The organism is Neisseria perflava (assembly GCF_024170405.1).
In the GTDB taxonomy this organism is placed as follows: domain Bacteria; phylum Pseudomonadota; class Gammaproteobacteria; order Burkholderiales; family Neisseriaceae; genus Neisseria; species Neisseria perflava_B.
On sequence record NZ_JALJYC010000023.1, the window covers coordinates 1 to 12,588 of the forward strand.

The window sequence follows — 12,588 nt, forward strand, 5'->3', positions numbered from 1 at the left end:
CGAGCTACTCGGCTCAAGATACCGTTTGAAATGCCCCTTTTAGGAGCTTTAAATATATAAGGCCGTCTGAAACGGGAGTGATTTCAGACGGCCTTCGATGCGCGGGGTCTCCTTATTTCAAATGCGCTTTAAAAAACGATTCAAATTTATCAAACGGAATCTTACCTGCCTGTTTGTCATACAAATCCACATGGGTCGCGCCTTTGACGATATACAGCTCTTTGTCTTTACTGCCCAAGGATTTGAACGCGTCTTCGCTGAAATAACGTGAATGGGCGTTTTCGCCGTGTACCAAGAGCGCGGGGGTGCGCATTTCGGAAGCGTATTGCAGAATCGGCATGTTAATCAAACTAAGCGCACCGGTATTTGCCCAAGAGCCGTTCGGATTAGAATTAACCGCACGCGGATGGAAGCCGCGTTGGGTAGTATAAAAATTAGAATATTCTTTCACAAATTGCGGCGTATCGGCGGTAAATTGCTCGGCACGCAGGTTGTTGGCCGGCAGTAAGTCGGCATAGCCGTTTTTAGAGGCTTCCCAACGGGCGTTGTTCATTTGCTGTTTCATTTGATAGCGGCCTTCTGCATCCACGCTGTCGTTATAGCCTTTGGCCATGACGCGGGTCATGTCGTACATGGTGCTGGTGGCAACGGCTTTAATGCGGGTATCGGAAACGGCTGCATTCAAAGCGAAACCGCCCCAGCCGCAGATACCGAGAATGCCGATTTTGTCGCGGTTGACATTGCTCAGACTGCCTAAATAATCCACAGCCGCGCTGAAGTCTTCAGTATTGATGTCGGGGCTGGCCTGATTGCGCGGTTCGCCGCCGCTCTCGCCGGTGTAAGACGGGTCAAAGGCGAGGGTCACAAAGCCGCGTTCAGCCAATTCCTGCGCATAAATGCCGCTCGACTGCTCTTTGACTGCACCAAACGGACCGGATACGGCAATGGCGGGCAGTTTGCCTTTGGCGCGTTTCGGGATATACAAATCACCGACCAGGGTAATGCCGTAACGGTTTTTAAACGCCACTTTCTGATGGCTCACTTTATTGCTTTGCGGGAAAATCTTATCCCATTCGCTGACCATAGACACAGGCAGGGTTGGGTTTTGCAAATGGGCTTGGGCATGGTTCACGGTTTGGCTTCCTTGTGTGGGGGCAGCGGCTGCGCTGAAAGACAGAGTGGCGGCAGTGGCAGCGGTTTTTAAAAAATTGCGGCGTTGCATGATGTTGATTCCTTGTAGAATGTTGAATAATGATTCGATGGAATGCATTGTAGGCCGTCTGAATTATTCCGTAAATTGAATATATCTGATTACTGTGTTCCGTATTTTGATATAATTAAACCGTTTTTCAGACGGCCTTTTGATATGAACAAACTCGAAGCCCTGCGCCTGTTTTGCGCCGCCGCCGAAAGCGGCAATTTCCGCCAAACCGCCCTGCATTTAGGCGTCTCGCCGCAAGCCGTTACCCGTGCGGTGGCATTTCTCGAACAAGAGTTTGGCGGGCTGCTGTTTGTGCGCAATACCCGCCATACCAGCATTACCCCGTTTGGGCAGGAAATCTATGCCGAAGCCCGCGCCGCGTTGAATCATACCGACGCGCTGTTCCAGCGTTTCAGTGAAAAAGAGCGTACGCGGGAAACCGGGCTGGTGCGCGTGGCCTTGCCCGAAGTGGATGATTTCGGCGTGTTGGAATATGTATTGGACGGATTGCGTGATTTTCCCGAGATTGTGTTGGACTGGCGCAGCGGCAATGCTTTGAGTAATACCGACCGTGAGCAGATTGACGTCGGTATCCGTGTCGGCCCTGCGCCGGACGGCGATTTCATCATCAAACCGTTGGCTGCGTTGCACCTGCAAACCGTCATGGCGCCCGCGTTGGCCGAAAAATTGGGCGAACCGGCCACATCCCACGATTTGCAGCAGCATTTTCCGTTGGTCGGTATGCTGAACATCAACAGCGGCAGATTATTTGAATACGATTATCCCGACGGCAGCTTTGCGCCCGAACAACCCGCTTTTATCACGCCCAATGCCGCCCAAGGATTACAGGCTGTATTGCAAGGGCGCGCCGTTGGGCAGTTTGCCGCATGGACGGTGGCGGAGCATATTCGGGCAGGCCGTCTGAAAACCGTATTGCCATCGCAAGAAATGACTTTGCACGACTGGCAACTCTATGTGTACCGCCCCGGCCGCCACCGCGATACGGCGCGGGTAAAACGGGTGTTTGATTTGCTGGCAGAGGCGGTGGAACAGAAGATTCGGGAATAAAAAATGCCGTCTGAAAATTCAAGATTTTCAGACGGCATTTATTTTTAGATAAGCAGCATTACCGCTTCGGATAAAACTTCACTTCGCTTTCCCCCTGCGGCAGCGCCAGCTGTTTTACCGCGTGGCCGTACACCGTTTCCAGCGTTACGGTCAGCGGCTCGCCCTGTGCAAAAAAATCATCCACAGCACGGCGGGCGGCGGCTTCGTCGCTGAACACGCATGCCTGCCATAAGCCCAGCGTATCCATGTCCTGCCAGAAAGTTTCTGCCTTGCGGTAACGCAATTCCAGTTTGGCGGTGTCCATTACCGGATCGTAAAAGCCGCTGTCGGCCAGCATATCGCCGAGGTCGTGCATATCCAATAAAGTCGGCGTTTGGCAGGTAATGTCGAGCGTATTCAGACGGCCTTTCAGCTCCGCCAGCGTGTCTATGCCGAAGTGGGTAAAAAACAATAAACCGTCGGTTTTCAAGGCCTGCGCCCAGTTACGGAATACTGCCGGCAAATCAGCCGCACCCATCAGCCCCAAGTTTGCCCACAACATATCCGCCCACGCTTCGGGCAGCGGGTCGGTCGGGCTTTGGCAGGTCTGCGGCAGGGTTTTGTGGGTCAGTTTCTGCCAAAAACCGGGCGTGCGTTCGGCTGCTGCGGCCTGCAAAAAATCGGGGCGCGCGTCGTATTCGGCAAACGCTGCCTGCGGATAACGCTCCGCCAGCAGGCGGCGGCTGATGTCGGCGTCGGCGGTGGCCAATAAAATCTGCTGCGGCACTTGGCGCACCAGTTGCAGGCGCTCGTCGGTGTGTTCGGCAAGATGGCGGTGGATGGGGAGGTCGGTCATGGTTGGTGCTTTGGGTAAAAGGGTTTCAGACGGCCTTGTGAATCTTGATCGGCTTCTGAGGGGAACATGATTTTGATCATGTACCGGTGGGCTGCATGGACTTCTTTTTGTCTTGCAGACGGATGGGAAACTCGGAAACAAACTGTTCCGGTGTCTAATTCGAATTTCCATAGATATTTATTGGCAAAACCCTCAAAAATTTTTTGGTTTTGAATGTTTTTGCCGTTATCCTGCTGTAAATATTTTCGGCGCGAAGCCACGCTTTTGCCACCACCTGCAAAAATGATTACATCAGGTTTTAAAATCTCAATCTGAGCCATCAGCAGTAAGCCAGAGATATGCTCTATTTGCTTAAAATAAGGAGATTTTCTAGGGGATTTTTTCTTATGGGCAAACGCATAAGTATTGGCCCATGCAAGGCCGTCTGAACCATATGCTTTGCTGATTTTGCGTATAAAATTGAAAAAAGAAAGTCCCTTACTGTTTCGGGGCTGCTCCTGTCGCTTGAGGAGGTAGCCTTGACTCCACTCCATGCCCTTTTGAATATATTCCGCTAAATTAAATTCAAAGACGTCAGTATCATTGTACCAACCTCTGGTTTCCCTCCCGACAACTAAAATTTTATATTTTGCGTGTTCATATGATTCGGGTACCCCTGCTAAAAATAATTTATCTAATCCATTTTGCTTATCTAAAGCAGTTTCCATCAAAAAATTTTGATGTTCTGGTGTATTCAAAATTTCATAATAACAGTCAAATAATCGTTGTTGTAAAGACATAAGTTTTCCTGTTTATTTTATGATGATACGAAATTAGAGATTATCCACAAACGCCGTCCACAAACGCACAAACTCTTCCGCATGGCTGAGAAACGGCGCGTGGGCGGCTTTGTCGAGAATATGCAGTTCGCTATCGGGCAGGTGGCGGTGCAGATATTCGCCCATGCGCGGCGGGGTGATGGCGTCTTTGTTGCCGTATATCAGCAAGACGGGGGCGCTTATGTCCGGCAGCAGGGAGCGGGCGTCGGCGCGTTCGGCCGCATCCAGCGCAGCTTGCAGGGCGGCCGGGGTGCCGAGGGCGGCAACATCGGGCAAAACGCAGTCTAAAATTTCGGCGGCGTTGGGCGTATGCAGTAACTGTAATTGTAGAAACTGTTTGATATACTTGGCATAATCTTTTTGGAATGCGCCTATCATCTTGCCCAATGCCGGTTGCGACAAGCCTTCGGGATAGCAGTCTGCCGCCAAAAATTTGGCAAAACCGGCGGTCAGGCACAGCGAAGCCACTTTGTTGGGGTGGCGGGCGGCCAGATACAGCGCCACCAAGCCGCCGAGCGACCAGCCGAGGATATGCGCCGGTTCGCTGATGTCGGCGGCGTAGCGGTCGGCAACGGCGGCAAGGTTGATGGGTGTGTCAAACGGTGCGCCGCCGTGTCCGGGCAGGTTGAGGGCGCGGCATGTCCAATCGGCGGGCAGGCGCGGTATCAGGTCGTCAAACACATGGCGGTTGGCCGCCCAGCCGTGTATCAGATAAACTTTTTTGGCAGCGTGTGGCATGGATATTCTCACTTTATGGCGTAAACTCAAGTCGATACGCGCCCGACAATGTGTATTATGCCACGATTCGGCGGCTGGCGTTTCAGACGGCCTGTGCGCGGGCTGCATGGACGATTTGGCGACGCACTTTACCGACGCGGCCAACTGCTGCCCTTTGTGTTTCCGCCGTGTGGCGGGCGGGGCGGTATGCGGGCAGTGCCAGCAGAAGCCGCCGCCGTTCAGACGGCTGTGGGCGTCGGCGTATTACGAAGCACCCGTCAGCAGTATGATTCATGAGTTCAAACACTTGGCCGATTTGAGTCTGTGCCGCCCATTGGCCGACATCATGATACGCCACGCGCCCGACTGGTTGGTGGCGGAACACATAGATTATGTGTTGCCCATGCCCTTGAGCAAGGCGCGGCGGCTGTATCGCGGCTTTAACCAAAGCGAAGAGCTGGCGGCGGTATTAGCGCGGCATTACGGCTGGACGGTGTTGCCGCGCGATACGCTGGTGCGCACGGACAAGCCGCCGCAAAGTACGCTCAAAAGTGACGAACGGCAGCGAAATGTGCGCAATATTTTCAAAATCAAAAGAACGCTGTCGCAGAATTGTAATATTTTGTTAATAGATGACGTATTCACCACCGGCGCGACACTGGGCGAATTGGCGCGAACCTTGAAAACATCAGGCGCGGCGCAGATTTTTTGCTGGACGCTGGCGCGTTCCCAATTGAAAAGTTAAGCCAAGATTTTTGACAGCCCGTGTCTGCTTGTGGCATTGTAACCGCTTAATAAGTGACTGATTTATATGTTTACTGTCGTTTTGTACCAACCGGAAATCCCGCCGAACACCGGCAACATCATCCGCCTCTGCGCCAATACCGGCGCGGATTTGCACTTGGTGAAGCCGCTCGGATTCCCGCTCGATTCCGCCAAAATGAAGCGTGCGGGCTTGGATTACCATGAGTTTGCCAAGGTTGCAGTACACGAAAATTTCGATGATTGTCTGAAGGCGTTGGCCGGACGGCGCATTTTTGCGCTGACCACCAAAGGCACGACCAGTCCCGACCAAGCTGAATTTCAGCCGGGCGATGTGTTTTTGTTCGGGCCGGAAACGCGCGGGCTGCCGTCTGAAATTCTCGACAGCCTGCCCGCAGCACAAAAGCTGCGCCTGCCCATGCTACCCGAAAGCCGCAGCATGAACCTGTCGAACACCGTTGCGGTCATGCTGTTTGAAGCGTGGCGGCAAAACGGTTACGCAGGCGGCGTGTAGGCCGTCTGAAAAATCAGTCTGAGAACTTGTTTTTACAAGTTCTGACAAGCGTATCCGCTTAATACCCGTTTGCCGTCTTTTCAGACGGCCTGTTTGTCGGATTGTCCGTCCTGAGGGTCTTAAGCCGATCCGCTTCGCGCCAAAACAGCGGCGCATTGCGTGATTAACTCAAGAATGGATCTCGTTTTGACTTTTAGCAAAAAGACCCTCTCTGCCGCACTGCTTGGCCTTGCCATCAGTGCCTTGTCTCTCAACACCGCATCCGCCGGCGGTAAAGTTTATAAAGTGGCGGGTAAAACCTACAAAACCATGCATGCCATGCCTGCCTCGTTTACCCAAACTGGCCGGGCTTCATGGTACGGCAATCAATTCCACGGCCGTAAAACCGCCAGCGGCGAGCGTTACAATATGCACGCCATGACCGCCGCCCACCGCACCCTGCCGCTGGGCAGCATGGTCAAAGTCACCAACACCCAAACCGGCAAAAGCGTCATCGTCAAAGTGAACGACCGCGGCCCGTTCCACGGTAACCGCGTGATGGACTTGTCCCGCGCCGCCGCTTCCCAGCTGGGTTTCGTCAACCAAGGTACGGCTCATGTGAAAATCGAGCCGGTCGGCGCGGCTAAATCTGCAGCGGCTGCCAAAAACATTTTTGTTGATTTGAAAAGTTTCGGTACCGAGCGCGAAGCGCAAGCCTATCTGAACCAAACCAGCCGCCATTTCGCCAATGCGAACATGAAGCCGGATTTATCGGTAGAAAAACGCAACTACGAATACACCGTCCGCATGGGTCCGTTTAGCGCGCAAAACCGCGCCGACGAAGCCGAAGCTGTGGCGCGTACCATGCCGCAAACCGCGATTTAAATATGTTTGTATTCAGACGGCCTGTTTATTTGAAAATAAACAGGCCGTTTTTGTTTGGCGGTATAAAGGCGTAAAATAAAGCCGTTCCTACCATTGAAAGGATGAATCCATGCTTTCCTTCAATATCTATGCCATGACTATGGCCGATTACCGTGCGTTGGCGGACAAGCTCGCCGCCGGCAGCATCAATCCGCTGGTGTTTCAAGACATTCTGGCGCAACACCGCGTGGTGTCCGGCTACGATTACGAAACCGCCGCCTACATCAACAGCCTGATTGAATCGGGTTGGGCGGTCGTACCCGTGCGCCTGAACGAGTACACGCAATGTTTGGGTGTGCAGTCCGGCTTGCTGGAATCCGTGCTAAACGAGCGAGTGGCCTTTATCGAAGCCAATCTGCTGCCCGATATCCGCCAAGTGAATAAAAGCCTACTGGCCAAAGCCGCCGAGCCGAACGAATGGACGGTGGTGCTGGTGGAAGAAAACTAAAAAGCCGTGATTTGAATTTTGTTACAATGGAGGCTGTCTGAAAAATCATGCATTTTCAGACGGCCTTGTTTACTTTTGGGAATCCCTATGATTAGCAGACTGACCGGCAAACTGGTTGAAAAAATCCCCCCGCAAATCGTGATTGATGTCGGCGGTGTGGGTTACGAAGTCGATGTCTCGATGCAGACCTTTTACAGCCTGCCCGCGCTGAATGAAAGCGTGCAGCTTTATACCCAGCTGGTAGTGCGCGAAGACGCGCATTTATTGTTTGGTTTCGCCACGGCCGCCGAACGCGCCACTTTCCGCCAGTTGGTCAAAGTCAGCGGCATAGGCGCGAAAACCGCGCTGGGTATTTTGTCGGCGATGAATGCCGACGAGCTGGCGCAGGCGGTAGCGGAAGAAGACATCAAACGCCTGTCGTCCGCGCCCGGTATCGGCAAAAAAACCGCCGAACGCATGGTATTGGAGCTGCGCGGCAAGCTGGTATCGGAAACCGTTTCAGACGGCCTGTTTGCTCCCGCGCTGCTGGCAGACGAAACTGACGACATTGTCAGCACGCTGTTGGCGCTAGGCTACAACGAACGCGAGGCGAGAGCGGCGGTGAAAGGGATTGCCAAGGGTACGGAAGTGGGCGAGGGCGTAAGGTTGGCGTTGAAGAATTTGTTGAAATAAGAATAAAGTGTTTTCTGCCTGCTGATTACCGATGGAAAAACCGCCTGCTTTTAAAGGCAGGCGGAACGTAAAGTTTTTTGTTTATGCTACTCCGTTATTGACTGAACAGCAGCACAAGCATTAAGATAGCCTTAATGACTGTACTGAGTTTCAGTCTGAAGCAGCCTTTAGAAGCGGTCTGTTTCATCTTGAAACCATCCTTTCTAGGGCTGGTTTCAAACAAAAAGCCCCGCTCCAATCGGGGCTTTTTGCTGTCAGCCCCAAATGCATTATAAATATGCAGATAAAATGAGACAAGATGATTGTTGCCGCCTGCGCAACAGAGTGTTCCCATTTGTGCGCTTTCTCTTCCCGGCCGCTTTCGGTACAATTCCCTTATCCTGAAAAATTCCCACAAAACAGCCCTTTTTTTCAGACGGCCCAGCCCGCTAATCAGGCCGTCTGAAAACAGGGCGTATGCTCAACACAATGATTAAAAAAATATTTTCCTGGTTCGAGTCGCGTATCGACCCTTACCCCGCCGCCGCCGCGCAAACGCCTGAAAAAGGGCTGTTCCGCTTTATTTGGAGCAGCATAGCGGGTGTGCGCAAATGGATTTTGATACTCGGCCTGATGACCGCGCTGACCGGCATTATGGAAGCGCTGCTGTTTCAATTTATGGGCAAGGTGGTCGATTGGCTCGGCCAATATACGCCGTCCACCCTGTTTGCCGAAAAAGGCTGGGCGCTGGCGGGCATGGCGGCGATGATGCTGTTTTCCGTGGTGTGGACGTTTTTCTCGTCCAACGTGCGCCTGCAAACCCTGCAGGGCGTGTTTCCCATGCGTCTGCGCTGGAACTTCCACCGCCTGATGTTGAACCAAAGCCTCGGTTTCTATCAAGACGAATTTGCCGGACGGGTGTCGGCCAAAGTCATGCAGACCGCGCTGGCCTTGCGCGATGCCGTGATGACCGTGGCCGATATGGTGGTGTATGTTTTGGTGTATTTCATCACTTCCGGCGTGATTTTGGTGGCGCTCGACGGCTGGCTGCTGCTGCCGTTTCTCGGCTGGATCGTCGGCTTCGCGTTGGTGATGAAGCTCTTGATTCCGAAACTGGGCAAAACCGCCGCCGCGCAAGCCGATGCGCGTTCGCTGATGACCGGCCGCATTACCGACGCCTATTCCAATATCGCCACCGTCAAACTCTTCTCCCACGGCGCGCGCGAAGCGGCCTACGCCAAGCAGTCGATGGAAGAGTTTATGGTCACGGTACACGCGCAAATGCGCTTGGCCACTTCGCTGCAAACGTGCAGCTTTATCGTCAATACCGCGCTGACCCTTTCTACCGCCGCGCTGGGCATTTGGCTGTGGCAACAGGGCAAAATCGAAGTCGGCGCCGTGGCTACGGCCACTGCGATGGCCTTGCGCGTCAACGGTTTGTCGCAATACATCATGTGGGAATCCGCCCGCCTGTTTGAAAATATCGGCACTGTCGGCGACGGCATGAGTACCCTTACCAAGCCGCACACCATTGTGGATAAACCGGGTGCGCTGCCGTTAAAGGTTAGCCGTGGCGAAATCAAATTCGACCATGTGGACTTCTCCTACGAAGCGGGCAAGCCGCTGCTCAACGGTTTCAACCTTACCATCAAACCCGGCGAAAAAGTCGGCCTGATCGGGCGCAGCGGTGCGGGCAAATCCACCATCGTCAACCTGCTGCTGCGTTTTTACGAGCCGCAAAGCGGCACGATTGCCATCGACGGGCAAAACGTCAACGACGTGACCCAAGAGAGCCTGCGCGCGCAAATCGGTTTGGTAACGCAAGACACCTCGCTGCTGCACCGCTCCGTGCGCGACAATATTGTGTACGGCCGCCCCGACGCCACCGACGAACAAATGTTCCAAGCCGCCGAACGCGCCGAAGCCGCCGACTTTATCTCCAACCTTTCCGACGCCAAAGGGCGGCGCGGCTACGACGCGCATGTGGGCGAACGCGGCGTGAAACTCTCCGGCGGCCAGCGCCAGCGTATCGCCATCGCCCGCGTTATGCTCAAAGACGCGCCGATTCTGCTGCTGGATGAAGCCACCAGCGCACTCGACTCCGAAGTCGAAGCCGCGATTCAGGAGAGCTTGGACAAAATGATGGAAGGCAAAACCGTGATTGCCATCGCCCACCGCCTCTCCACTATCGCCGCGATGGACAGATTGATTGTGCTCGACAAAGGCCGCATTGTGGAAGAAGGCAATCATGAAGAGCTGCTGGCGAAACACGGCCTGTATGCCAAATTATGGGCGCACCAGAGCGGCGGTTTCCTAAGCGAGCATGTGGATTGGGAACACGATTGATGGTTGAATGATTAATGCCGTCTGAAAATATAAGGTTTTCAGACGGCATTTTGGTTGGTGTGGTAGGGGTAAAACCCGCCCTACAATCCTCTCCCCAGATATGCTATCCTAAACCCTTTGATTATCCTGATAAAAGGCCGTCTGAAAATGTCCGCTTTGACTACCTTGTTCCGCACCACATTGGCTATGGCCGCCGCACTGACGCTGGCCGCCTGCCCCAGCAATACCACCACCACGCCGAAAACCCAACCGGCGGCCACCGCCAAACCCAAACCGCAGGCCGTTATCGGCTTGGCGCTCGGCGGAGGCGCGTCTAAAGGCTTTGCCCATATCGGTATCATCAAGGTATTGAAAGCCAACAATATTCCGGTAAAAGTGGTGACGGGTACGTCCGCCGGTTCGATTGTCGGCAGCCTGTACGCCTCCGGCATGTCGCCCGACCGTTTGGAGCTGGAAGCCGAAGTGTTGGGCAAAACCGATTTGGTGGATTTGACCCTGTCCACCAGCGGCTTTATCAAAGGCCAAGCCCTGCAAGACTATATCAACCGCAAAGTCGGCGGCAAACCGATACAGGCCTTTCCGCTGAAATTCGCCGCCGTTGCTACCGATTTTGCAAGCGGCAAAGCCGTGGCGTTTAACCGTGGCAATGCCGGACAAGCCGTGCGCGCCTCCGCCTCCATTCCCAACGTGTTCCAGCCTGCCGTTATCAGCGGCCGCAAATATGTGGACGGCGGCCTGTCGCAGCCCGTACCCGTCACCGCCGCCAAAGGGCAGGGCGCGAATTTCGTGATTGCGGTGGACATCTCTGCCAAACCGTCGAAAAACACCCAAGCCGGATTTTTTGCTTACCTCGACCAAACGCTCAACATCATGAGCACCTCTGCGCTGCAAAGCGAGCTGGCTAAAGCCGACGTGGTCATCAAACCGCAGGTTTTGGAACTGGGCGCCATCGGCGGTTTCGACCAGAAAGCGCGTGCCATCAAATTGGGCGAAGACGCGGCGCGTGCGGCATTGCCGGAGATTAAGCGCAAGCTGGCGGCGTATCGGTATTGATTGGATTGTTACATAGCAAGGCCGTCTGAAAAAACCGTTGTTTTCAGACGGCCTTTCTGTCTTATCATGGAAAAAAACACCCAAATCCCGTACAATACGCTCCTAAAAATCTGAAAGTAAAGCACAAGAAAATCATGGAAGCCGAACGCATTAACCAGTTAAACAACACGCTCAATGATTTGGAGCAGCGCAGCGCGGACATCCGCGTGTATATGGACTATCAGGGCAAGAAAGACCGCTTGGAAGAGGTTGTCGGCCTGTCGGAAGATCCCGAGTTGTGGAACGATCCCAAACGCGCCCAAGAAATCGGCAAAGAGCGCAAAATTTTGGAAGGCATTGTCGTTACGCTCGACAACATCGCCAGCGGTATTGAAGACAACCGCATGCTGATTGAAATGAGCGTGGAAGAGGGTGATGAAGAAGGTTTCGCCGCCGTAGAAGAAGACGTGGCTGGTTTGGAAAAACAGATGGCCGACCTCGAGTTCAAGCGTATGTTCAACCAGCCGGCCGACCCGAATAACTGCTTTATCGACATTACCGCCGGTGCGGGCGGTACGGAAGCGGAAGACTGGGCGGGCATGTTGTTCCGCATGTATTCGCGCTATGCCGAGCGCAAAGGTTTCAAACTCGAGATTCTGGAAGAAGACGACGGCGAAATCGCCGGTATCAACCGCGCCACCCTGCGTTTGGAGGGCGAATACGCCTACGGCCTGTTGCGTACCGAAACCGGCGTGCACCGCCTCGTGCGCTACTCGCCGTTTGATTCCAACAACAAACGCCATACCTCGTTTGCTTCCGTCTTCGTGTATCCCGAGGTGGACGACAGCATCGAAATAGAAATCAACCCCGCCGATTTGCGTATCGACACCTACCGCGCTTCCGGTGCGGGCGGCCAGCACATCAACAAAACCGATTCCGCCGTGCGCATTACCCACGAGCCAACGGGGATTGTGGTGCAGTGCCAAAACGACCGTTCGCAACACGCCAACAAAGCGGCGGCGATGGATATGCTCAAAGCCAAGCTGTACGAATTGGAAATGCGCAAGCGCAACGAGGAAAAACAGGCGCTGGAAGAGGGCAAATCCGATGTGGGTTGGGGCAGCCAAATCCGATCGTATGTACTCGATTCCTCGCGCATTAAAGATTTGCGTACCGGCCATGAAGTCGGCAACACCAAAGCGGTGCTCGACGGCGATTTGGACGGCTTTATCGAAGCCAGTCTGAAACAGGGCGTGTAATGGAATGGAAGGCCGTCTGAAAATATTTTCAGAC

At 53.9% G+C, this 12,588-nt stretch carries 13 protein-coding genes; 9 read left to right on the forward strand and 4 right to left on the reverse strand.

Going from position 1 to position 12,588, the window contains the following annotated elements; genetic code table 11:
* Window positions 1-112: 112 nt before the first annotated feature.
* A complete protein-coding gene (locus tag J2T37_RS08895) occupies window positions 113-1,222 on the reverse strand; it encodes an alpha/beta hydrolase (RefSeq protein WP_253355243.1) in 1,110 nt (369 codons plus the stop codon).
* A 144-nt stretch (window positions 1,223-1,366) separates the two neighbouring features.
* Between J2T37_RS08895 and J2T37_RS08900 the strand changes: the two genes are divergently transcribed.
* Entirely contained in the window at window positions 1,367-2,269 is a 903-nt protein-coding gene (locus tag J2T37_RS08900) for a LysR family transcriptional regulator (protein ID WP_253355244.1), read from the forward strand.
* 58 nt (window positions 2,270-2,327) lie between these two features.
* Here the strand turns inward: J2T37_RS08900 and J2T37_RS08905 are convergent, their stop codons facing one another.
* The 3 genes from J2T37_RS08905 to bioH are packed head-to-tail and all read right to left on the reverse strand — an operon-like array spanning window position 2,328 to window position 4,660.
* Window positions 2,328-3,104 (reverse strand): methyltransferase, encoded by a 777-nt coding sequence (locus J2T37_RS08905; RefSeq protein WP_253355245.1) that lies wholly within the window; start codon window positions 3,102-3,104, stop codon window positions 2,328-2,330.
* Entirely contained in the window at window positions 3,101-3,883 is a 783-nt protein-coding gene (locus tag J2T37_RS08910) for a hypothetical protein (protein ID WP_253355246.1), read from the reverse strand. Before J2T37_RS08910 ends, J2T37_RS08905 begins: the two co-directional genes overlap by 4 nt.
* A 33-nt stretch (window positions 3,884-3,916) precedes the next feature.
* Entirely contained in the window at window positions 3,917-4,660 is a 744-nt protein-coding gene (bioH, locus tag J2T37_RS08915; RefSeq protein ID WP_301286374.1) for a pimeloyl-ACP methyl ester esterase BioH, read from the reverse strand.
* Here bioH and J2T37_RS08920 point away from each other — a divergent pair.
* The 8 genes from J2T37_RS08920 (at window position 4,659) to prfB (ending at window position 12,554) form a co-directional block, all read left to right on the forward strand.
* On the forward strand, window positions 4,659-5,384 hold the full coding sequence (locus J2T37_RS08920; protein WP_253355248.1) for a ComF family protein: 726 nt from the start codon (window positions 4,659-4,661) through the stop codon (window positions 5,382-5,384). The genes bioH and J2T37_RS08920 overlap by 2 nt on opposite strands.
* A gap of 66 nt (window positions 5,385-5,450) precedes the next feature.
* Window positions 5,451-5,915 (forward strand): tRNA (uridine(34)/cytosine(34)/5-carboxymethylaminomethyluridine(34)-2'-O)-methyltransferase TrmL, encoded by a 465-nt coding sequence (gene trmL / locus J2T37_RS08925; RefSeq protein ID WP_253355249.1) that lies wholly within the window; start codon window positions 5,451-5,453, stop codon window positions 5,913-5,915.
* A gap of 186 nt (window positions 5,916-6,101) precedes the next feature.
* Window positions 6,102-6,779: a septal ring lytic transglycosylase RlpA family protein gene (locus J2T37_RS08930; RefSeq protein ID WP_437179469.1), complete on the forward strand. Its 678-nt coding sequence runs from the start codon at window positions 6,102-6,104 to the stop codon at window positions 6,777-6,779.
* Window positions 6,780-6,888: 109 nt separating this feature from the next.
* Window positions 6,889-7,266 carry a hypothetical protein gene (locus tag J2T37_RS08935; protein ID WP_253355250.1) on the forward strand — a complete coding sequence of 126 codons (378 nt, stop codon included), beginning with the start codon at window positions 6,889-6,891 and terminating at the stop codon, window positions 7,264-7,266.
* An 87-nt stretch (window positions 7,267-7,353) separates the two neighbouring features.
* Complete coding sequence (gene ruvA, locus J2T37_RS08940; protein ID WP_253355251.1) at window positions 7,354-7,938, forward strand: Holliday junction branch migration protein RuvA; 585 nt, start codon at window positions 7,354-7,356, stop codon at window positions 7,936-7,938.
* Between the two features lie 468 nt (window positions 7,939-8,406).
* Window positions 8,407-10,263: an ABC transporter ATP-binding protein gene (locus tag J2T37_RS08945; RefSeq protein ID WP_253355252.1), complete on the forward strand. Its 1,857-nt coding sequence runs from the start codon at window positions 8,407-8,409 to the stop codon at window positions 10,261-10,263.
* 147 nt (window positions 10,264-10,410) lie between these two features.
* Complete coding sequence (locus tag J2T37_RS08950; RefSeq protein WP_253355253.1) at window positions 10,411-11,316, forward strand: patatin-like phospholipase family protein; 906 nt, start codon at window positions 10,411-10,413, stop codon at window positions 11,314-11,316.
* Between the two features lie 134 nt (window positions 11,317-11,450).
* Window positions 11,451-12,554: a peptide chain release factor 2 gene (gene prfB, locus J2T37_RS08955; RefSeq protein ID WP_253355254.1), complete on the forward strand. Its 1,104-nt coding sequence runs from the start codon at window positions 11,451-11,453 to the stop codon at window positions 12,552-12,554.
* Window positions 12,555-12,588: the final 34 nt, after the last annotated feature.

Coding starts and splice junctions, on each gene's coding strand:
- J2T37_RS08905 (WP_253355245.1), bottom strand. CDS start 3,104: ATGACCGACCTCCCCATCCACCGCCATCTTGCCGAACACACCGACGAG.
- J2T37_RS08910 (WP_253355246.1), bottom strand. CDS start 3,883: ATGTCTTTACAACAACGATTATTTGACTGTTATTATGAAATTTTGAAT.
- prfB (WP_253355254.1), top strand. CDS start 11,451: ATGGAAGCCGAACGCATTAACCAGTTAAACAACACGCTCAATGATTTG.
- J2T37_RS08895 (WP_253355243.1), bottom strand. CDS start 1,222: ATGCAACGCCGCAATTTTTTAAAAACCGCTGCCACTGCCGCCACTCTG.
- J2T37_RS08950 (WP_253355253.1), top strand. CDS start 10,411: ATGTCCGCTTTGACTACCTTGTTCCGCACCACATTGGCTATGGCCGCC.
- bioH (WP_301286374.1), bottom strand. CDS start 4,660: ATGCCACACGCTGCCAAAAAAGTTTATCTGATACACGGCTGGGCGGCC.
- J2T37_RS08945 (WP_253355252.1), top strand. CDS start 8,407: ATGATTAAAAAAATATTTTCCTGGTTCGAGTCGCGTATCGACCCTTAC.
- J2T37_RS08935 (WP_253355250.1), top strand. CDS start 6,889: ATGCTTTCCTTCAATATCTATGCCATGACTATGGCCGATTACCGTGCG.
- J2T37_RS08900 (WP_253355244.1), top strand. CDS start 1,367: ATGAACAAACTCGAAGCCCTGCGCCTGTTTTGCGCCGCCGCCGAAAGC.
- ruvA (WP_253355251.1), top strand. CDS start 7,354: ATGATTAGCAGACTGACCGGCAAACTGGTTGAAAAAATCCCCCCGCAA.
- trmL (WP_253355249.1), top strand. CDS start 5,451: ATGTTTACTGTCGTTTTGTACCAACCGGAAATCCCGCCGAACACCGGC.
- J2T37_RS08920 (WP_253355248.1), top strand. CDS start 4,659: ATGGATATTCTCACTTTATGGCGTAAACTCAAGTCGATACGCGCCCGA.